General features: G+C 71.2%; 20 protein-coding genes and 2 pseudogenes. 9 read left to right on the top strand and 13 right to left on the bottom strand.

Annotation, left to right across the window (positions count from 1 at the left end; translation table 11 throughout):
* Positions 1-130: 130 nt before the first annotated feature.
* The 3 genes from Pflav_RS38065 to Pflav_RS38075 all read left to right on the top strand — a co-directional run bounded on the left by Pflav_RS38065 (position 131) and on the right by Pflav_RS38075 (position 3469).
* Positions 131-1822 (top strand): nitrite/sulfite reductase, encoded by a 1692-nt coding sequence (locus tag Pflav_RS38065; RefSeq protein WP_173041448.1) that lies wholly within the window; start codon positions 131-133, stop codon positions 1820-1822.
* Positions 1823-1976: 154 nt separating this feature from the next.
* A complete protein-coding gene (locus tag Pflav_RS38070) occupies positions 1977-2723 on the top strand; it encodes a phosphoadenylyl-sulfate reductase (protein ID WP_173041449.1) in 747 nt (248 codons plus the stop codon).
* On the top strand, positions 2705-3469 hold the full coding sequence (locus Pflav_RS38075) for a sirohydrochlorin chelatase (RefSeq protein ID WP_415624358.1): 765 nt from the start codon (positions 2705-2707) through the stop codon (positions 3467-3469). Before Pflav_RS38070 ends, Pflav_RS38075 begins: the two co-directional genes overlap by 19 nt.
* Positions 3470-3849: 380 nt before the next feature.
* On the opposite strand, the gene Pflav_RS38080 is transcribed toward Pflav_RS38075, so the two are convergent.
* Both Pflav_RS38080 and Pflav_RS38085 read right to left on the bottom strand, forming a co-directional pair.
* A complete protein-coding gene (locus tag Pflav_RS38080; protein WP_173041450.1) occupies positions 3850-4104 on the bottom strand; it encodes a WhiB family transcriptional regulator in 255 nt (84 codons plus the stop codon).
* Between the two features lie 409 nt (positions 4105-4513).
* Positions 4514-5437, bottom strand: a complete 924-nt coding sequence (locus Pflav_RS38085) for a diacylglycerol/lipid kinase family protein (RefSeq protein WP_173041451.1) — start codon at positions 5435-5437, stop codon at positions 4514-4516.
* 37 nt (positions 5438-5474) lie between these two features.
* Here Pflav_RS38085 and Pflav_RS38090 point away from each other — a divergent pair, with 37 nt between their 5' ends.
* Both Pflav_RS38090 and Pflav_RS38095 read left to right on the top strand, forming a co-directional pair.
* A complete protein-coding gene (locus Pflav_RS38090) occupies positions 5475-5864 on the top strand; it encodes a hypothetical protein (RefSeq protein WP_232072383.1) in 390 nt (129 codons plus the stop codon).
* Positions 5865-5926: 62 nt separating this feature from the next.
* A complete protein-coding gene (locus Pflav_RS38095) occupies positions 5927-6619 on the top strand; it encodes a FadR/GntR family transcriptional regulator (protein ID WP_173041453.1) in 693 nt (230 codons plus the stop codon).
* 57 nt (positions 6620-6676) lie between these two features.
* Here the strand turns inward: Pflav_RS38095 and Pflav_RS38100 are convergent, their stop codons facing one another.
* The 3 genes from Pflav_RS38100 to sodN are packed head-to-tail and all read right to left on the bottom strand — an operon-like array spanning position 6677 to position 8020.
* A complete protein-coding gene (locus tag Pflav_RS38100) occupies positions 6677-7084 on the bottom strand; it encodes an ATP-binding protein (RefSeq protein ID WP_173041454.1) in 408 nt (135 codons plus the stop codon).
* 22 nt (positions 7085-7106) lie between these two features.
* Entirely contained in the window at positions 7107-7619 is a 513-nt protein-coding gene (locus Pflav_RS38105; RefSeq protein WP_173041455.1) for a GNAT family N-acetyltransferase, read from the bottom strand.
* Positions 7616-8020 (bottom strand): superoxide dismutase, Ni, encoded by a 405-nt coding sequence (gene sodN, locus Pflav_RS38110; RefSeq protein WP_173041456.1) that lies wholly within the window; start codon positions 8018-8020, stop codon positions 7616-7618. Before sodN ends, Pflav_RS38105 begins: the two co-directional genes overlap by 4 nt.
* A gap of 84 nt (positions 8021-8104) precedes the next feature.
* Here sodN and Pflav_RS38115 point away from each other — a divergent pair, with 84 nt between their 5' ends.
* The 3 genes and pseudogenes from Pflav_RS38115 to Pflav_RS38125 all read left to right on the top strand — a co-directional run bounded on the left by Pflav_RS38115 (position 8105) and on the right by Pflav_RS38125 (position 10712).
* Entirely contained in the window at positions 8105-8416 is a 312-nt protein-coding gene (locus Pflav_RS38115; RefSeq protein WP_173041457.1) for a S26 family signal peptidase, read from the top strand.
* Between the two features lie 115 nt (positions 8417-8531).
* Positions 8532-9736 (top strand): annotated as a pseudogene (locus tag Pflav_RS38120) (NAD(P)-dependent malic enzyme).
* A 13-nt stretch (positions 9737-9749) separates the two neighbouring features.
* Positions 9750-10712 carry a zinc-binding dehydrogenase gene (locus tag Pflav_RS38125; protein ID WP_173042868.1) on the top strand — a complete coding sequence of 321 codons (963 nt, stop codon included), beginning with the start codon at positions 9750-9752 and terminating at the stop codon, positions 10710-10712.
* A 15-nt stretch (positions 10713-10727) separates the two neighbouring features.
* Here Pflav_RS38125 and Pflav_RS38130 read toward each other — a convergent pair whose 3' ends face one another.
* The 6 genes and pseudogenes from Pflav_RS38130 to Pflav_RS46740 all read right to left on the bottom strand — a co-directional run bounded on the left by Pflav_RS38130 (position 10728) and on the right by Pflav_RS46740 (position 15787).
* A complete protein-coding gene (locus Pflav_RS38130) occupies positions 10728-11651 on the bottom strand; it encodes an alpha/beta hydrolase family protein (RefSeq protein ID WP_173041458.1) in 924 nt (307 codons plus the stop codon).
* A pseudogene (locus Pflav_RS38135) lies at positions 11641-12506 on the bottom strand (NAD-dependent protein deacetylase). Before Pflav_RS38135 ends, Pflav_RS38130 begins: the two are co-directional and overlap by 11 nt.
* A 166-nt stretch (positions 12507-12672) precedes the next feature.
* On the bottom strand, positions 12673-12960 hold the full coding sequence (locus Pflav_RS38140; RefSeq protein WP_173041459.1) for an alpha/beta hydrolase: 288 nt from the start codon (positions 12958-12960) through the stop codon (positions 12673-12675).
* Positions 12957-13511 (bottom strand): alpha/beta hydrolase family protein, encoded by a 555-nt coding sequence (locus tag Pflav_RS38145; protein WP_173041460.1) that lies wholly within the window; start codon positions 13509-13511, stop codon positions 12957-12959. The genes Pflav_RS38140 and Pflav_RS38145 overlap by 4 nt, the downstream gene beginning before the upstream one ends.
* 78 nt (positions 13512-13589) lie before the next feature.
* On the bottom strand, positions 13590-14465 hold the full coding sequence (locus tag Pflav_RS46735; RefSeq protein WP_232072385.1) for an MMPL family transporter: 876 nt from the start codon (positions 14463-14465) through the stop codon (positions 13590-13592).
* A complete protein-coding gene (locus tag Pflav_RS46740; protein ID WP_232072387.1) occupies positions 14462-15787 on the bottom strand; it encodes an MMPL family transporter in 1326 nt (441 codons plus the stop codon). The genes Pflav_RS46735 and Pflav_RS46740 overlap by 4 nt, the downstream gene beginning before the upstream one ends.
* A gap of 116 nt (positions 15788-15903) precedes the next feature.
* Between Pflav_RS46740 and Pflav_RS38155 the strand changes: the two genes are divergently transcribed.
* Entirely contained in the window at positions 15904-16068 is a 165-nt protein-coding gene (locus Pflav_RS38155; protein ID WP_173041461.1) for a hypothetical protein, read from the top strand.
* Here the strand turns inward: Pflav_RS38155 and Pflav_RS38160 are convergent.
* Positions 16042-17151, bottom strand: a complete 1110-nt coding sequence (locus tag Pflav_RS38160) for an acetate/propionate family kinase (RefSeq protein ID WP_173041462.1) — start codon at positions 17149-17151, stop codon at positions 16042-16044. The two genes, Pflav_RS38155 and Pflav_RS38160, sit on opposite strands and share 27 nt — an antisense overlap.
* A complete protein-coding gene (gene pta / locus Pflav_RS38165) occupies positions 17148-19202 on the bottom strand; it encodes a phosphate acetyltransferase (protein WP_173041463.1) in 2055 nt (684 codons plus the stop codon). Before pta ends, Pflav_RS38160 begins: the two co-directional genes overlap by 4 nt.
* Positions 19203-19233 lie beyond the last annotated feature (31 nt).

The following is a 19233-nucleotide window of genomic DNA, read 5'->3' on the forward strand; positions in this document are numbered from 1 at the left end:
CGCCATCTGTCGGGCCCACTGACGTCGCCCGATCCGATCTGTTCCCGGGCGCGTAGAGAGCGCCGGCCCTCAAGTTCAGCGCCGTAGCCTCGCGCGTCCATCCTGACCAAGTACACGGAGGACGCCGAGGATGGCGGTCACAAGCTCGGAAGGCCGGCCGGCCGCACGCCCTCGTAAGGCGCGCGGCGAAGGGCAGTGGGCCCTGGGACACCGCGAGCCACTGAACCCGAACGAGCGCACCAAAAAGGACGACAACCCGCTCAACGTCCGAGCCCGGATCGAAAACATCTACGCGCACCGCGGCTTCGGCTCGATCGACCCGCAGGATCTGCGCGGTCGTTTCCGCTGGTGGGGGCTCTACACACAGCGCAAGCCCGGGATCGACGGCGGTCGCACCGCCATCCTGGAGCCGCACGAGCTCGACGACGAGTACTTCATGCTGCGCGTGCGCGTCGACGGCGGCCAGCTCGACCTCGCCCAGCTGCGCACGATCGCCGGCATCTCGCAGGAGTTCGCGCGGGACACCGCCGACATCACCGACCGGCAGAACATCCAGCTCCACTGGATCCGCGTCGAGGACATGCCGGAGATCTGGCGGCGCCTGGAGGCGGTCGGGCTGGAGACCACCGAGGCGTGCGGTGACTGCCCGCGGGTGGTGCTGGGCAGCCCGGTGGCCGGCATCTCGGCCGACGAAAAGCTCGACGCCACGCCCGCCATCGACGCGATCGTGGAGCGCTTCGTCGGCGCCCGCGAGTTCTCCAACCTGCCGCGCAAGTTCAAGTCGTCGATCTCGTGGCTGGCCGACATGCCGTACGAGGTGAACGACATCTCCTTCCTCGGTGTCGACCACCCGGAGTACGGTCCGGGCTTCGACCTCTGGGTCGGCGGCGGCCTCTCGACCAACCCGATGCTGGCCCAGCGCCTCGGCGTGTGGGTGCCGATCGACGAGGTGCCCGACGTGTGGGCCGGCGTGGTCAGCGTCTTCCGCGACTACGGGTACCGGCGGCTGCGCCACCGTGCGCGGCTGAAGTTCCTTGTCGCCGACTGGGGCGTGGAGCGGTTCCGCGAGGTGCTGGAAAAGGAGTACCTCGGCCGTACCCTGCTCGACGGGCCGGCGCCCCAGCTCCCGGACAAGCCGATCGACCACATTGGCGTGCACCAGCAGGCGGACGGCCGCTTCTACGTGGGCGCCGCGCCGGTGGTGGGGCGTACGTCCGGCACCCAGCTCGCCCAGCTCGCCGACGCCGTGCAGGCGCACGGGAGCGAGCGGGTGCGGCTCACGCCGTACCAGAAGCTGCTGGTGCTCGACATCGAGCGGGATCGTGTCGACGCGCTGGTGACCGCGCTGCGCGGGATCGGCCTGGAGGCTCATCCGTCGACATGGCGGCGCGGCACCATGGCCTGCACCGGCATCGAGTTCTGCAAGCTGGCGATCGTCGAGACCAAGCGGCGCGGCGAGGAGCTCGTCGCCCGGCTCGAAGAGCGCCTCGGCGACATGGACGCCGACATCTCCATCCACATCAACGGCTGCCCCAACGCCTGCGCCCGTACCCAGACCGCCGACATCGGCCTCAAGGGCCAGATCGTCATGGGTCCGGACGGCCAGCAGGTGGAGGGCTTCCAGGTCCACCTCGGCGGTGGCCTCGGTATGGCCGAGGGCCAGAACGCCGGGTTCGGGCGCAAGCTCCGCGGGCTCAAGACCACCGCGGACGAGCTACCCGAGTACGTGGAACGCCTTGCCCGCCGCTACCTGGAGAGCCGCACCGAGGGCGAGGCGTTCGCCAGCTGGGTCATGAGGGTCGAGGAGGAGGCACTTCGATGAGCGCCGAAGACCGCGCCGCACCCTTGTACTGCCCGTACTGCGGAGAAGAAGACCTGCGCCCGTCCGAGGAGGGGCACGGGACCTGGGAGTGCCGCGGCTGCGCGCGTGCATTCTCCGTCAAGTTCATCGGATTGGTGCGAAAGGCGGTTACTCGATGAAGGGCGCGGCGCTTGGGCTGGTGACCCTCGGGAGTCCTGCCACCACCATCGGCCGCGACCCGGAGGAGCTGCGCCGGCTCGCCGAGGACGCGGGGCGCGAGCTGGAGGGCGCGCCGGCCGAGGAGATTGCCCGGTGGGCGGCTGAGACGTTCGGCGACAGGTTCTGCGTGACGAGCTCGATGGCCGACGCGGTGCTGGCCCACATCGTTTCCCGGGTGGCGCCCGGCGTCGACGTGGTCTTCCTCGACACCGGCCTGCACTTTCCCGAGACGCTTAGGGTGCGCGACACGGTGGCCGCCACGCTGCCGGTCAACGTGCGCTCGATCCGCCCGCGGCTGACGGTGGGGCAGCAGGACGGGGAGTACGGGCCGCGCCTGTTCAACAAGAGCCCCGACGACTGCTGCTTCCTCCGCAAGGTGGAGCCGCTGGAGCGGGCGCTCGCCGACTACGACGCGTGGGCCGCCGGGCTGCGCCGCGACGAGTCGCCGACCCGGGCCAACACGCCGGTGGTCGCCTTCGACGCCAAGCGCGGCAAGGTCAAGGTCCACCCGATCGCGGCGTGGAGCCAGGCCGACGTCGACGCGTACATCTCGCGGTGGAACGTGCCGGTCAACGAGCTCTTCAAGAAGGGCTACACCTCGATCGGCTGCTGGCCGTGCACCCGCCGCACCAAGGCTGGCGAGGACCCGCGGGCCGGCCGGTGGGCGATGTTCGAAAAGACCGAGTGCGGCCTGCACACGTGACGCCCATCCTCCTGGTGGTGCACGGCAGCCGCGATCCGCGGGCGGCGCGGGCGACCCGTGCCCTCGTCCGCGCGGTCGCGGTGGCCCGCCCCGGAGTGGACGTGCGCGCGTCCTTTCTGGACCACACGTTGCCTCGCCCCGGGCAGGTGCTGAGCGCGCTGGAGACGGCCGGCCACGGGCGGGTGACGCTGGTGCCGTTGCTGCTCACGGCGGCGTACCACGGGCGGGTGGACGTGCCCGACGCGGTCCGCGCCGCCCGTGCCGCCGGCCTGCGCCTCCCGGTCGCGGTCGCGGACGTGCTGGGCCCGCCCGCTGGCGGCCCGGTCGACGAGCTGCTGCTCGCCGGCCTGCGGCGCCGGCTGGCAGCCGCGGGTTCCGGTTTTGACGCCGTGGTGCTGGCCGCGGCGGGCACCCGCGACGCGGCCGCGCGGCAGACCGTGGTGCGGGCCGCGGACGCGCTCGGCGCGTCGCTGGGCGTGCCGGCCCACGTGGCATACGCGTCGGCGTCCGCCCCCACCGGGGCCGAGGCGGTCGCCGAGCTGCGCGCGGCCGGGGCGGAGCGGATCGGCGTGGCGGCGTACTTCCTGGCGCCAGGCCTGCTCTACGACGCCGTGGTCCGGTCCGCGCTGGGTGCCGGTGCGGTCGCGGCGGCGCAGCCGCTGGAAGGCGCCGCCGAGCTGGCCCGGCTGGTGCTGGCCCGGGCCGATGCGGCCGACGCCTCGGTGCCGGCGGCTGCCGCCGCCTGAGAACCACCAGCGGCGCTGCCCCTGGTTCTGCCGCCGGCAGTCGTGAGACCAGCCCGTATCAGCGTGCGGTGTGTGGGCTCCTCATCCCCGAGGGACGTCCCGACCACGCCTCAGGGTGTCTTTCTCACGTGCGCGGGACGATATTCGGCAAGCGTCCCGCGCAGAGCGCGGCCGGCCCGGGTGTCAGGGCCAGGTCCGGAACGGCCGGGGGGCGATCCGGACCGGTGGGGGCCTGATGCCAGGGCCGGTCGCGCGCGATTGATAGGCGTGTTCAAAGGAGAAGGGCCGCACCGGATGGCGACAAGCAAACCGAATGGGGACAGCAAAACGCCCCGGTGGCCTGGAGCCCGGGGCGTTGATGCTGTGTGTAGTGCTGTTTGTCAGGCGGAGTGAGCGCGGACCCGCAGGCCGCCGCGACGCTTGACGGCGCGCCGCTCCTCTTCGCTCATCCCGCCCCAGACGCCGGCGTCCTGACCGGAGTCGAGGGCCCACTGAAGGCACTCGTCGGTCACGGAGCACCGCCGGCAGACGGCCTTGGCCTGCTCGACCTGCAGGAGCGCCGGGCCGGACGTCCCGATCGGGAAGAACAGCTCCGGGTCCTCGTCGCGGCAGACAGCATGGTGGCGCCAGTCCATGGCGGCAACACTCCTCGTTCTGGATCGGTGGCAATTAATGCGGTGGAACTCTATTTGCGTCCGCGCGCCGATCGCGACTTTGCGCATTCAGCCGATCTGCAGCGCGTTAGCAGGCCTTTGGACCGGTCCGGCTGCGTGAACTTGCCACTTGGCGGGCATGCCCGCGCAACTTCCCGGTAACTCGTTTCGCTTGTGAATACTTTCACGAACTCCCGCGATGTCAAGAGGGACGCTCGGAAAAAATCTGAGCGGGTGAGCAAGCCCACAACCCCTTTGTCCGGATTTTGACCTTCCGTCAGCACCCGGTTTGCGACAGTCACCAATCAATGTAGTACAGTCCGCGCCACATTGCCGACATTTCCGGCGTACTCCTCTGGTGGATCACCCACCAGGGGACGTGAGGCGCCCCTCAGCAGATTACGCGCAGTGCGCCCGGGACGCTCGTGAACCGGACTTTTTCTCGCTCACCGAGATAGTCGCCGTCCAGCTGGAACGCCTGCGGACGCCCCGCTAGCAGGGAAAACTCCGAGACGTCATGCAGTCTCACCACTTGTGACCCATGCGGCTCACGATCGGGGGACAGGAGCTGAGTCACTGTCCGTGTTGTGCTATGCACGCGCAGTCGGCGCAGGGCGAGCACGTCGAGGCCGAGGTCGAACGACGAGCCCGGGTTGGGGTTGATCGCCCGGTCGCCGATGAAAGTCCAAGGAGCGGTGTTCTGGATGATGACGGTCGATAGCTCCGGCTCGGCTGTCTCGCCCGGCCGCTCCAGGGTGATCGGCGGGTGCCGCCGATCCATCTCGGTGAAGTATTGGGTGACTGCGGAGCGCATATAGAGAGCGGGAGTGGAGGTACGCCCCCGCAGTCGCGCCTGCTCGACCCGGCGTACCACCGAAGCGTCGAGCCCCAATCCCGCGCAGAACGTGAAGTACCGGTCGTCGGCGCGTCCCAGTCCGATCGTCCGCACCCGCCCGGCGCGCAGCGCCTCGAGGATCACGCTCGCACCCTCGGCCCAGCCCTTGGGGAGCCCGAGTGCGCGGGCGAAGACGTTTGTCGAACCCCCGGGCACCACGGCAAGGGCCGGCCGGGTCTCGAACGGAGCGCCGGTCATCAGGCCATTGACCGCTTCGTTGATCGTGCCGTCCCCGCCGAGCGTGACGAGCACGTCGAGGCCGTCGGCGGCCGCCTCCCGGGCCAGCGCGGTCGCGTGCCCCCGCCGGCGAGTGCGCTCCACCACGAGGTCGAACTCGCTGCGGAGCGCCCGCACCAGTACGTCACGAACACGCTCGCTGGTCGTGGTCGCCTTGGGATTGACGACCAGTAACGCCCGCATGGGCGGGACTGTACTCCGCGGCGAGTATCGTTTGCGCGTGATCCAGGACTCCCCGCCGCTCCCCGGCACGCTGCGCTGGGCGGTGTGGCTGCTGATCGGTGAGGCGGCCGCGGTCGCGCTCGTCGCCGCCTACCTGGTGTACGAAGACCTCACCGGTACGGCGAACAGCCTGTCGGTGGCACTCATGGTGACCGTCTTCGCGGTGGCCGGTGCCGTGCTGCTCTTCGTGGTGGCGCGAGCGCTGGGCAACCGCCGCTCCGCCGCCCGCGGGCCGGCCATCGTGCTCCAGCTGATGCTGCTGCCGATCGGCTACTACATGATCCAGGGCGGGCTGCCGTGGGCCGGCGTACCGATCATCGCGATCGCCGTCGCGGTGGCGGGCCTGCTGGTCACCCCATCGAGTACCAAAGCGCTCGGTCTAGGTTGAACACGACACCCGAACGGATGGCTCTGCCCCCGTTTGGGCCCCACCGCCCCTAAAGTGCAGCCGTGCGGCTACCGGCGTACCAGACGCTCGCGGAAGACCTGCGGGCCGAGATCACATCAGGGCGGCTCCAGCCGGGTGAGCGGCTGCCGACCGAGCCACAGCTGTGCGCCCGTTCAGGGGTGAGCCGCAGTACCGTGCGGGAGGCCCTCCGCCTGCTCGCCAGCCAGCACCTCATCGTGACCACCCGCGGCGTGACCGGGGGCAGCTTCGTCGCCCACCCGAGCCCCGCGGAGCTGTCCGACACGCTCTCCACCGGGCTCAACCTGCTGATCAGCGCCTCCACCGCCGGCCTCTGCGACCTGCTGGAGGTGCGCGGGTCGCTGGAGGTACCGGCGGCGGCGCAGGCCGCGCGGCGGCGCACGGAGGAGCATGTCGCCGACTTGGAGGCGGCGCTCTTCGACCCGGAGACGGCGGGCGTGACGGAGATGCTCGCCGCCCACCGGGCGTTTCACGCCGCCCTTGTCGCGGCGACCGGCAACCCACTCCTCGAGCTGCTGTGCCGGCCGCTCTACCAGGTGTCGAACGAGCGCGAGGTGGTCGCGACGGCACCGCCCGGCTTCTGGCGCCAGGTCGACGCCGACCACCGGGAGCTCCTGCGCCGCGTTCGGGACCGCGACCCGGAGGGCGCGACGGAGGCCGCCCGCGCGCACATCACCTTCATCAAGAACGCGCTCGTGCCGCAGGGCCGCCCGTGATAAAAGCTCCACCCGCGCCGCTCTCGCGACGTGGACAGAGCTTTGATAACTGAAAGGTCAGGGCGTACGGCGGGTCAGCAGGCGGATCGACGCGCGCTGGTCCTCGACCTTGGCGGTCGCCGATGTGGTGAGCGCGGTGAGCACCTTCCACGCGAAGGACGACTCGGCCGGCAGCCGCGCGCCGCGAACCGTATTGACGGCCACCTCGACGCTCAGCGCGTCGTCGGTGACCGAGAAGCGGCACTCCAGCTCGGCACCCCGGCTCGCGATCGCCAGCAGCATCGCGCACGCCTCGTCAACCGCGATGCGCAGATCTTCGATCTCGTCGAGTGCGAAATGTAGGCGTGCGGCTAGGCCGGCCGTCGCAGTGCGTAGCACCCCCAGGTAGCCGACGTCGGCCGGCACGGTGAGCAACACGACGTCGTCTTCGATCCCCGGCTCCAGATGCACTGTCAGCTGACTCACCCCGCCCAGCGACTCTACCGGTTCACGACCGATCGGCGGGTTCCCGCATCCCTAGTTTGTGTAAGGCCGGCCCGGAAAGCCGGTACGGGATCCACTCGTCCATCGCCGCCGCACCGAGCGCGCCGTAGAAGTCGCGGGCCGGGTTCCAGTGCAGGACCCACCAGTCGAGTCGCTGGTACCCGCGTTCCACGCAGATCCGCGCGAGGGTGGTGAGCAAGAGCCGGCCAGCCCCGGTCCGCCTGGCCGCCGGGCGTACGTAGAGGTCCTCCAGGTAGATCCCGTGCACGCCTTCCCAGGTGGAGAAGTTCAGAAACCACAGGGCGTACCCGATGACCTGGCCGTCGCCGCTGACCGCGACGTGGCCGAAGAGCGCCGGCTGCGGTGCGAAGAGTGCGGCGTGGAGCTGGGGCTCGGTGAGGTGGCACTGCTCGGGCGCCTGCTCGAACTCGGCGAGCTCGTGCACCATGGCGACGACGGCCGGCACGTCATCGGGACGTGCCGGCCGGATCGTGACCTCGGAGGGAGCGGGCGTCACGCCTGCTTGGTCTCCCAGAAGATCTTGGAGATTTCCTCGATCTTGCTCAGCAGCTCATCGGCCTTGGCCGGGTCGGTCGAGCCCTTGGCGCCGGCGGCACCCGCGAGCTTGGTGGCCTCGTTGAAGAGCTGGTGCAGGTGCGGGTACTTCTCGAAGTGTGGCGGCTTGAAGTAGTCGGTCCACAGCACCCACAGGTGGTGCTTGACCAGCTCGGCCCGCTGCTCCTTGATGATCAGGCAGCGAGTGCGGAACTCGGCGTCGGTGTTCGCCTGGTACTTCTCGGCGATCGCCTTCACCGACTCCGCCTCGATCCGAGCCTGCGCCGGGTCGTAGACGCCGCACGGGAGGTCGCAGTGGGCGCTAACGACCGTGCGCGGAGCAAGGAAGCGTGGAAGTCGCATAAGGACCCTCCATGACGTTTGCGATGATCCGGGAAAGACCCTACTCCTCGTCCGGCTGCCCCATGTGCGAGAGGTGAAACACACATGCCGTTCGCAGTTCTCGTGCGCGGCCCCTCGATGGTGCCGACACTGCGCGACGGTGACGCGCTGATCGTGCGGCGCGGCGGCCGTCCGGTACGGCCCGGCGACGTCGTCGTGGCGCGGTTTCGCACCCGACCTGACCTGCTCGTCGTCAAACGCGCGGTCCGTGCACAGGACGGCGGCTGGTGGGTACTCGGAGACAACGGGCTGGTCACGGATGATTCCCGGGCTTATGGGGTAGCAGACGTAGTGGGTCGGGTGGTGCTGCGCTACTGGCCGCGGCCGGGGTTTATGCTCAGGTTTCGGACCGGGTGACCCCGCACCACGCACCGCCCCTCGTGCACTCACCGTGGCGTGCACAGCCGGCGGGCCGCACCGTTCGCCGCCAGGGGGCGAGCGAGGAAAACCACACGTGGGGAGTTCACACCGCATGTCATCGTCCTCTTTGGATCCGTCGTTGGCGAAGGATCCGGTTTTCGAGCTGCACCGGGGCGGCAAGATGGCCGTCGCCGCAACCGTTCCGCTGAACAGCCGTGACGATCTCTCGCTGGCGTACACGCCGGGCGTGGCCCGCGTGTGCGAGGCGATCGCGGCCGAGCCGGACCTGGCCGCCGAGTACACCTGGACCGGAAACACCGTGGCGGTCGTGACCGATGGGACTGCCGTGCTGGGGCTGGGCGACATCGGCCCGCGCGCGGCGATGCCGGTCATGGAGGGCAAGGCGGTGCTGTTCAAGCAGTTCGGCGGCGTCGACGCGGTGCCGATCTGCCTCGACACAAAGGACGTCGACGAGATCGTCTCGGTGGTGACCGCGCTGGCGCCCTCGTTCGGCGGGATCAACCTGGAGGACATCTCCGCGCCCCGGTGCTTCGAGATCGAGCGTCGACTGGACGAGGCGCTGCCGATCCCGGTCTTCCACGACGACCAGCACGGCACCGCGATCGTGGTGCTGGCCGCGCTGCGTAACGCGATCACCCTGCTCGACCGCAAGATGGACGACCTGAGCGTGGTCGTCAGCGGCGCGGGCGCGGCCGGTGTCGCGGTCACCAAGATGCTGATCGCCGGCGGGGTCGACGCCGACCGGGTCGTGGTCGTCGACTCGCGCGGGATCATCCACGGCGGGCGTAGCGACCTCACGCCGGTCAAGGCGGAGCTCGCCGCCACCACCAACGGCACGATCGGCCACCGCCAGGTTGCCACCGGCGGCATCGCGGACGCGCTGGCCGGCGCGGACGTGCTGATCGGCGTCTCCGGCGGCCAGATCCCGGAGGAGGCCGTCGCTCGCATGGCGCCGGAGGGCATCGTCTTCGCGCTCGCCAATCCCACGCCCGAGGTGCACCCGGACGTCGCGTCCCGGCACGCGGCGCTGGTCGCCACCGGCCGCAGCGACTTCCCCAACCAGATCAACAACGTGCTCGCGTTCCCCGGTGTCTTCCGCGGTGCCCTGGCCGCGCGGGCGACGACGGTCACCGACGGCATGAAGGTCGCCGCCGCCGAGGCGATCGCCGGGTGGTCGCCGACGTGCTGCGCGCCGACGCGATCGTGCCGTCGCCGCTCGACCCCAGGGTGGCGCCCGCGGTGGCAGAGGCTGTGGCCGATGCCGCTCGGCGTGACGGAGTCGCTCGCCTGGCGTGAGCCCTTTGCTAGCGTGCCGGTCATGCGTGCCGCGTACGCCTCAGCGTTCGACGACGACAACCCGCTCGCCGCGCTGGCGGTAGGGGAGCAGCCGGAGCCGGCCCTGCCCGGCTCCGACTGGGTGACGGTCGAGGTCAAGGCCAGCTCGCTCAACCACCACGACCTCTGGTCCCTGCGCGGCGTCGGGTTGTCCGCCCAGCAGCTGCCCATGATCCTGGGCTGCGACGCGGCGGGCGTCGACCCGTCAGGGGCGGAGGTCGTCGTGTACCCGGTGGTCACCGACCCGGCAGACCCGCGCGGCTACTCGATCCTGTCCGAGCACTACGCGGGCACGCTCGCGGAGCGGGTTGCGGTGCCGCGGGCCAACCTCGTGCCCAAGCCGGCCGGAGTGTCCTTTGCGGACGCCGCCTGCCTGCCGACCGCGTGGCTGACCGCGTACCGCATGCTCACCACCCGCGGCCGCGTCGACGAGGGCGAGGTCGTGCTGGTGCAGGGGGCCGGGGGCGGCGTGGCCACCGCCGCGGTGGTGCTGGCCGTCGCGCTCGGCAAGAAGGTGTACGCCACGAGCCGGGACGCCGCCAAGCGCGCGCGCATCGCCGAGCTGGGTGCCATCGCGGTGGAGCCCGGCGCCCGCCTGCCCGAGCGGGCGGACGTGGTGATCGAGACGGTGGGCGCGGCGACGTTCGACCACTCGCTCAAGGCGGCTGGCTTCGGTGCCCGCATCGTGGTCTCGGGCGCGACCTCCGGCCACGAGCCGAAGGTCAACCTCCGCCGCGTCTTCGCGATGCAGCTGGAAATCCTGGGCACCTCGATGGGTACCCCGGACGAGCTGGCCGGCCTGCTAGCCCTCTGCCAGGAGCGCGGGATCCGGCCGGTGGTCGACGGCGTCTACCCGTTCTCCGACGTGGAGGCCGCCTTCGCCCGCCTCAACTCGGGCGACGTCTTCGGCAAGGTGGTCATCGACCACACCCGGTAGTGGCGGGCGCGGGTCTCATCCGAGGTTGTCGTCGAGGCGGCCCAGGCCGGCGGACTGGGCGTCCTTCGGGAGCCGTCGCTTGGCGTCGGGGTCGCCGTACAGCGACCAGCGCCAGAAGTCCAGCGTTGACTCGGCCACCATGTCGAACGCCTGGCTCCCCCGGCGCAGCGACTCGCCGTGGTCGCCGTTCGGCAGGGTGAGGAACGCCTTGGGCCACGGCACGCTGTCGTAGGCGGCCTTGCCCGACGCGTAGGAGACGACCGAGTCCCGCTGCCCATGTACGAACAGCAGCGGCGCTGGCGGGCCGACGAAGCCCAGCCCCACGCCGAGCGCGCTGCCGGCGAGCACGACGCCCGCGTCCAGCCGCTCGTCCCGGGCCACGCTGAAGAGGCCGATCGTGGTGATGCCGCCCGCGGAGTGGCCGGCCGCGGCGAGGCGGTCGGTGGCGAGGCGCCCGCGCAGGGTGTCGCCCGCCCGCCGGTCCAGCTTGAGGACCTCGGTGAGCACGTACGTGGCGTCGGCCGGCTGGTTGATCACGTCGAGTGGTTCGATGCGCTCGGCGCCCCGGCTCGTGTGCGGGTACGTCGGCGCCGCGACCACGAACCCGGCCGACGCCCAGTGCTCCAGCAGCCCCGCGTAGTCGTCGGGACTGCCGGTAAGCCCGTGGCTGAAGAGGATCACCGGAAAGCGCCCGGCGTCCGCGTCCGGGTACCAGATCGTCACCGGCAGCGGCCGGTCGGCGCCCCGGCTGAGCCGCAGCTGGCGCGTGTCCACGTCGAAGGTCTCCGCGGGCGCCCGCCCACGCGGGATCGCCGGCGCCGCGGCCGAGGCCGTAGCTTTGGGCGACGACGATGGCGCGGCGGTCGTGGCGGGGCGTGGCACGGAGATCGAGCAGCCCGCGAGCAGGAGGACGCTGGCCGCGGCGACGCTAGCGCGCAACGACGCCTCCCGCACTCACGAGGCGGACGAGCTCGGGCAGCACCGCGCCGAGGGGCGCGTCCAGCGTGAGCGCCGCGTACGAGTCACCGCGCGTCGCCCCCGGTTGACGATCGCCACCGGGATGCCCAGCTTCGCCGCGCGCAGCACGAACCGCCGCCCGGACATCACGGTCAACGACGACCCGAGCACGAGCAGCAGCTTCGCGCTCTCCACAAGCGCGAAGCTGGCGTCCACCCTCGGCCGTGGCACGGTCTCGCCGAAGAAGACCACGTCCGGCTTGAGCGTGCCGCGCCCGCAGGACCGGCAGCCGACCAGGCGGAACCGCTCCACCGCCTCGTCCGGCAGGTCCACGTCGCCGTCCGGGTTGACCGCGATCACCTGCGCGTGGAACTCCGGGTTGACCAGCCGCAGCCGCCGGTCCAGCTCGTCCCGCATGGTCCCGTCACCGCAGTCGAGGCAGACCACCCGGTCGAGGTTGCCGTGCAGCTCGATCACTTCGGCGCAGCCACCGGCCTGGTGCAGGCCGTCCACGTTCTGCGTGATGACGCCGCGGAGCAGCCCGCCGTCCCGGAGGTCGGCGACGGCCCGGTGCCCGGAGTTGGGTGCGGCCCGCGCGATCGTCCGCCAGCCGACGTGGCTGCGTGCCCAATAACGCCGGCGGGCGACCGGGTCGCGGGTGAAGGTCTGATAAGTCATCGGCGCATGCCGGATCTGCGCGCCGTCCGGCCCTCGGTAGTCCGGAATGCCGGAGTCGGTGGAGATGCCCGCGCCGGTGAGGACGGCCACGCCGCCCTCCGCGACCATCTCGGCCAGCCGCTCGGTCCCGTCGATCACCCATCCATGGTGCCTCAGCATCGGCCGCCGCCCACCCACGTCGCCGACACGACCGAAAGTGCCGCGTTGGCGGCCGGCAGGCCGGGGTTGTGAATCGCGGAGGGCGAGGCCGCGGGAGCAGCGGTCCGGACCACGACGGACGCCGCGGTAGCTCGAATCTCTTGTCTCGTCCTGGATCTTGTAGTGGTCAGCCGACCAGCGCTAGTCGGCCGCGGGCGGCGGGGTCGTCGTAGAGGGTCCAGCGCAGGAAGTCGAGCGTCGTCGCCAACACCTTGGCGAACCCGGGCTGGCCCGGCGTCAGGTAGGCGCCGTGGTCCTGCCCCGGCAGCGCCAGGAACGCCTTCGGCCAGCGCACCCGGTCGTACGCCGCGCGCGCGGCCTCGATCGGCACGGTCGGGTCCTGGGTGCCGTGCACGAAGAGCATCGCGGCCGGCGGCCCGGCGAAGGCGCCGGCCATGCCCGCCCCGGCGATCACGATGCCGCCCCGGAGCGTGTGGTCGTGGCCGGGGTGAAGAGCCCCGCCGTCGTGTACCCACCGGCCGAGTGCCCGGCCGCGCCGATGCGGCTGCCGTCCAGGTGGCCGGCGAACACCGGGAGGGCCAGCACCTTACCCACGACGTACCAGGCGTCGGCCGGCTGGTTGCGCACGTCGGCCCGGGTGAAGTTGCGGGCGTCCTCGCGGGTGCGGGGGTACGCGGGCGCGGCGACCACGAATCCGGCCGCCACCCAGCGGCTGATGATCTCCGCGTGGCGGGCGGGGAGGCTGTGCAGGCCGTGACTGTAGATCACCACGGGGAAGGGGCCCGCGGCGATCGGCGCGTCCCGGCCGGCGAAGAGCGCCGGGTACCAGACCGTGGTGGGCAGCGGGCGGGCCGGGCCACGGGCCAGCGCGACAATGCGGATGCCGACCGGAAAGGTGATGGCGGGCGCCGCCGCGAAAGAAGCGGCGTGTGGCGCCTGAGCGCCACACGCCGCCGAAGCGATCAGCAGGACCACGCCGACGAGCCCCGCCACAAACCGCTTCATGTTTCGACGGTACGGACGAGACCGCCGTACGGGGCCGGCTTTCCGGTTCCCATACGGCGGCCGTGCGGACCAAAGGGTTCAGTTGTGGGACAGGCGCGGCAGCCAACCGAGCCAGCGCGGCAGGTACCAGTTTCGCTCGCCCAACATCGCCATCACCGAGGGGAGCAGCACCGCCCGCACGATCGTGGCGTCGATCAGCACCGCGATCGCGAGGCCGAAGCCCATTTCCTTCATCGCGGTCAGTGGGGCCGTGGTGAAGAGCGCGAAGACCGCCACCATCACGACCGCCGCGCTGGTGATCACGCCGGCGGTGTTCTGGATGCCGCGGGCGACCGCGAGCTTGGTCGGCCAGCCGCGGTCGTACCCCTCGCGGATCCGGCTCAGGACGAACACGTGGTAGTCCATCGAGAGGCCGAAGAGGATCACGAAGAGGAACAGCGGGATCCAGCTTGTGATCGTGCCGCGCTCCTGGAAGTCCATCAGACCGGAGCCCCAGCCGTGCTGGAAGGCCAGCACCAGGGCGCCGTACGCGGCGGCGACCGAGAGCAGGTTGAGCACGATCGCCGTCACCGCCACGACCACCGAGCGGAAGGACACCAGCAGCAGCACGAACGCCAGGCCCAGCACGAACGCGAACACCAGCGGCACGCTGCGGGTGAGCGCGTGGTTGAAGTCGACCGACTGGGCCGCCTCGCCCGTGACCGCCACCTCGGCGCCATCCAGACCGGCGAGCGAGTGCGGGATGACGTCGTCGCGCAAGGTGTGTACCGCATCCTCGGAGACCTTGTCGGTACCCGTGCCGGAGAGCCCGATGCCGATCCGGGCGACCGTCTTGTCGGGGTTGACCTCGATGGTCACCGGCTCGTGGAGCTGGCCGGTGGCCAGCGCCTTGGCCTTGAAGTCGTCGATCGCGGCGGTGACCGCGGCGTCGGTGACGTTCGGGGCCTTGATCACGACGGTGGCGGGGTCGGCGCCGCCGGGAAGGCGGCCTGCACCCGGTCGTAGGTCTGGATCGCGGCCTCGTCGTGCTTGACGCCCTCGATGCCGTCCGACGCCGGCCGCATGCCGAGCGCCGGCAGCGCGAGCGCCACAAGCGCGGCGGCCGCGAGCGCCGCGGAGACGCCCGGCCGGCGCAGCACCACGCGGAGCACGAAGCGCCAGAACCCGCCGTTGGACTTCCGCTGGTACAGGCCCGGGATGCGGCCCAGGTCGACCTTGTCACCGAGCTTGGAGAGCACCGCCGGAAGCACCGTGAGCGAGCCCAGCGCCGCGACCGCGACGACGAGGATCGTGCCCACGGCCAGGCTGATGAACGTCACGTCCTGGGTCAGGAACATGCCGGCCATCGCGATGATCACGGTGAACGCGGAGATCAGGATCGACCGCCCGGAGGTGGCCGCCGCCGTGGCCAGCGCCTGTTCGGGGCTGGCGCCGTTGGCCCGCTCTTCCCGCTCGCGGCGGATGTAGAAAATGCAGTAGTCGACGCCCACGGCCAGGCCCATGAGCAGCATCAGGTGGGTGACCGTGTCGTCGGCCGGGAAGAAGCGGCTGCTCGCCGCCAGCAGGCCGAGCGACGCCAGGAACGCGGTGATGGCCAGGCCCAGCGGGATTACGGCGGCCAGCAGCGCCCCGAACGCCACGAGCAGGATGCCGAGCGTCACCGGCAGGGAGAGCATCGACAGGGTGCCCAGCGCGCCGCTCACCTGGCTCTCGATCGCCTTGTCGATGCTGACCTCGCCGGTCTGCGCGACGACCAGGTCGGAGTGCTTGCCCTGCACCCCGGCCACCGCGTCGAGCACCGGGTCGACCCGGTCGACGGCCGTCTCCGGGTCGCCCTTCATGTCGAACGTGACAAGCGCCGAGTGCCCGTCCTCGGAGACCGCGTCGGTGTTGATGTTCTCGACCTGGCCGGTGGCCTCGACGGCGGAAGCGGTCTCTCGCACCACGTTCTGGAACTCGGCCGAATCCGCCGTGAGCGTGCTGCTCTGCACGATCACCATCTCGCCGGCCCGCTCGGGGAAGCCGGCCGCGTCGATGATCTGCTCGGCGCGCTTGGACTCCCCGTTGCCGTAGTCGCTGTCCTCCGCGCCGACAGTGCCGATCACGGCGCTCAGCGCGGTGGCCGCCACCACGAAGAGCAGCCACCCGATGATCGCGGTGGCCCGGTGCCGCGCGCTGAAGCGGGCGACGGCGGCGGCCAGGTTGCGGGGCCGCCGGTGGCTGGTCAGGGTCTCGTCCGGCCGGCTGTCCGGCGGTCGCAACATGGATGTCGTCATGCCGAAAACGCTATGAGCGGGGCTGATTCGCTTCGATCCAGCGCGCACCCCACTTTCTGGTGGGGAACACCGCGCCATCGTGGTAGGGCCTGCCCTACCACGCTATGGTCATGGCCATGTCTGACGAGTACGTGGACCCGAGCGGCAATACGGAAGCGTTCCGCTCCTTCGTGCACGAAACGGAGGAGGAGGCGCGGCCGTCCCGCCTGCCCCTGATCATCAGCATCGCGGTGCTGGCCGTGATCCTGATCGTGCTAGCCGCCTTCCTGGCCCTGTCCTGACCTGATCACGCCGCGCGTCTGCGTGGCGATCTCCAGCTCTTCGTCGGTCGGCACCACGAAGACAGCGACCGGCGCACCGTCCGGCGAGATGATCCCCTCTTCGACCCGCTCGTTGCGTTCCGTGTCTATCTCGATACCCAGCCGTGACAGGCCCGCCAGCGACTCGGCCCGTACCGCCGCCGCCCGCTCGCCCACCCCGGCCGTGAACGCGATCGCGTCGAGCCGTCCCAGCAGCGCGTAGTACGCGCCCACGTACTCCTTGATCCGCCGGCAGTACACCGCGAGCGCGAGCGTTGCGGCGTGGTCGCCGGCGGCGCGGCGGCTCAGCACCTCCCGCATGTCGCCGACCCCGGCCAATCCTTGCAGCCCACTGCGGTGGTTGAGCATGTCGTCGAGGTCGTCCACGCTCATCGCCGCGTTCCGCGCCAGGTAGACAAGCACGCCCGGGTCGATGTCACCCGACCGGGTGCCCATCACCAGACCCTCCAACGGCGTCAGCCCCATCGACGTGGCGACCGACCGTCCACCTTCGACAGCACACGCGCTCGCACCGTTGCCGAGGTGCAGCGTGATCGTGTTGACCGTCTCCAGTGGACTCCCGAGGAGCGCGGCGGTGCGGCGGGAGACGTACGCGTGGGAGGTGCCGTGAAAGCCGTACCGGCGCACGGCGTGCCGCTGCGCCAGCTCGTGGTCGATCGCGTACGTGCTCGCCTCTTCGGGCAGCGTGCGGTGGAACGCCGTGTCGAAGACCGCCACCTGCGGCACGCCGGGCAGCAGCTTGCGAGCCACCTCGATGCCGGCGAGGTTGGCGGGGTTGTGCAGCGGCGCGAGCGGGATCAGCTCCCGCACGGCCTGGACGACGCCGCCGGTGACCAGAGTCGGCTCGCTGAACGACCCTCCACCGTGGACCACGCGGTGCCCCACACCGTCCAGACCGGACAGGTCGAGGCGCTGGGTCACCTCGGCGAGGGCCGCGTCGTGGTCGGTGACCCGGTCCACGAGTCCCTTGTCGACGACCGCGTCGCCGTCGTAGAGGCGGTACTTGACGGTCGAGGAGCCGCTGTTGAGCACGAGAATCTTCATGAGGCCGCCTGGATCGCCGTGATCGCCACCGTGTTGACGATGTCCTTGACCGTGGCGCCGCGACTGAGGTCGTTGACCGGCCGCCGCAGCCCCTGCATCACCGGGCCGACCGCCACCGCGCCGGCCGTCCGCTGCACCGCCTTGTACGTGTTGTTGCCTGTATTCAGGTCCGGGAAGATGAAGACCGTGGCGTAGCCGGCGACCGTGCTGCCGGGCAGCTTGGTGCGGGCGACGCTGGGGTCGACCGCCGCGTCGTACTGGATCGGTCCCTCCACGGGCAGGTCGGGCCGGCGCTCCCGGACCAGCGCGGTGGCCGCCGCGACCTTCTCCACGTCGGCGCCGGTGCCGGACGAGCCGGTCGAGTACGAGAGCATCGCCACCCGCGGCTCGACGCCGAAGCGCGCCGCGGTGTCCGCTGAGGACAGTGCGATGTCGGCGAGCTGGGCGGCGTCCGGGTCGGGGTTGACCGCACAGTCCCCGTACACGAGGACGCGGTCGGTCAGCAGCATCAGGAAGACGCTGGAGGCGACCGAGACACCCGGCACGGTCTTGATGATCTCGAACGCGGGCCGGATCGTCGCCGCGGTCGTATGCGTGGCGCCGGAGACCATGCCGTCCGCCCGCCCGGTGTGCACCATCATCGTGCCGAAGTAGCTGACGTCCCGTACCACGTCGCGGGCCAGGTCGAGCGTGACGCCCTTGTGCCGGCGGATCTCCGCGTACCGCTCGGCGAACTCGTCCAGCCACACGCTCGTCGCCGGGTCCACAAAGGAAGCGCGGTCGAGGTCGAGCCCGAGATCCTTGGCCTTGCGGGAGATCTCGTCCGGGTCGCCGAGGAGCGTGAGGTCGGCGACGCCCCGCAGCAGGAGCGTCTCGGCGGCCCGCAGGATCCGCTCCTCGGTGCCCTCCGGTAGCACCAGGTGGCGGCGCTCCAGGCGGGCGCGGTCGATCAGCTCGTACTCGAACATCAGCGGCGTCACCCGGGGCGCCCGCGCCACGTCCAGCCGGCGCATCAGCTCCTCGTTGTCCACGCTGGACTCGAAGGCGCCGATCGCCGCCTCCACCTTGCGCGGGTTGGCGGCCGTGGGACGCCCCTCGATCCGGCCGATCGCCTCGACCGTGTGGTAGCTGTCCGCCGGTACCGAGAGCACGGCAAGCCCGGCGCCGAGCGACTCCACGAGCCGCATCGCGCGGGGGTCGGGGCGCACGCCCAGCGTGAGCACCACGCCGGCGATCGCGGGTGAGCCGGCCACCCGGGCCGCGCCGGCCGCCACGAGCAGGTCGTCCCGGTCGCCCGGCATGATCAGCAGGCAGCCGTCGGTCAGGTACTCCAGGACGAGCGGCACGTGCGCGGCGCCGACCACGAAGTCGAGCACGTCCCGGTCGAGCGCCGCGTCGTCGCCGGCCAGGCGGGTCGCGCCGAGCCCCGCCGCCACCTCGGCCACGGTCGGCGCCGAGACGGTCGGGACCTCCGGGATCGCGTACGCCGGCACGGGCAGCTCGGGCATCCCGGTGCCCGGCGGCACGCGGTTTGCGATCACGGCGAGCACCGTGGCGCCGAGGTCGCGGAGGCCGTGGTAGCCGCCGCTGGCCGCCGACGCGATCGCCTCGGGCTCCTGCTCCAGGCCGTCGACCACGGCCACGACAACGCTGCCGAACTCGTTGGCCAGGCGGGCGTTGAACGCGAGCTCGTCGGTCTCGTCGTCGGCCCGCAGCCCGTTGCCGACGATCACCATCGCCTTGTGCCGCCGCTCTACCTCGCGGTAGCGGCCGACGATCAGGGCGATCAGATCCTCCCGCCGCCCCGTGGAGATCAGCTCACCCGCTTCGGAGTACGTGGCGCCGTACAGATCCTCGTACGGATCCTCGATCCGGTACCGCTCCCGCAGCAGGTCGAGGATCGCATCGCGGCCGGCCGCGGGCTCGGGAGCGAGCGGCCGGAACACGCCGATCCCCGCCACCTGCCGGGAGAGCAGCTCGGCCAGCCCGAGCGCGATCGTCGACTTGCCGCCGCCCGGACCGAGCCCGGCGACGTAGACGCTTCGTGTCACGCGCCTAGCGTATTGGCCCTGGGCCGCCTAC

The sequence above is a fragment of the Phytohabitans flavus genome (genome assembly GCF_011764545.1).
GTDB classification, from domain to species: domain Bacteria; phylum Actinomycetota; class Actinomycetes; order Mycobacteriales; family Micromonosporaceae; genus Phytohabitans; species Phytohabitans flavus.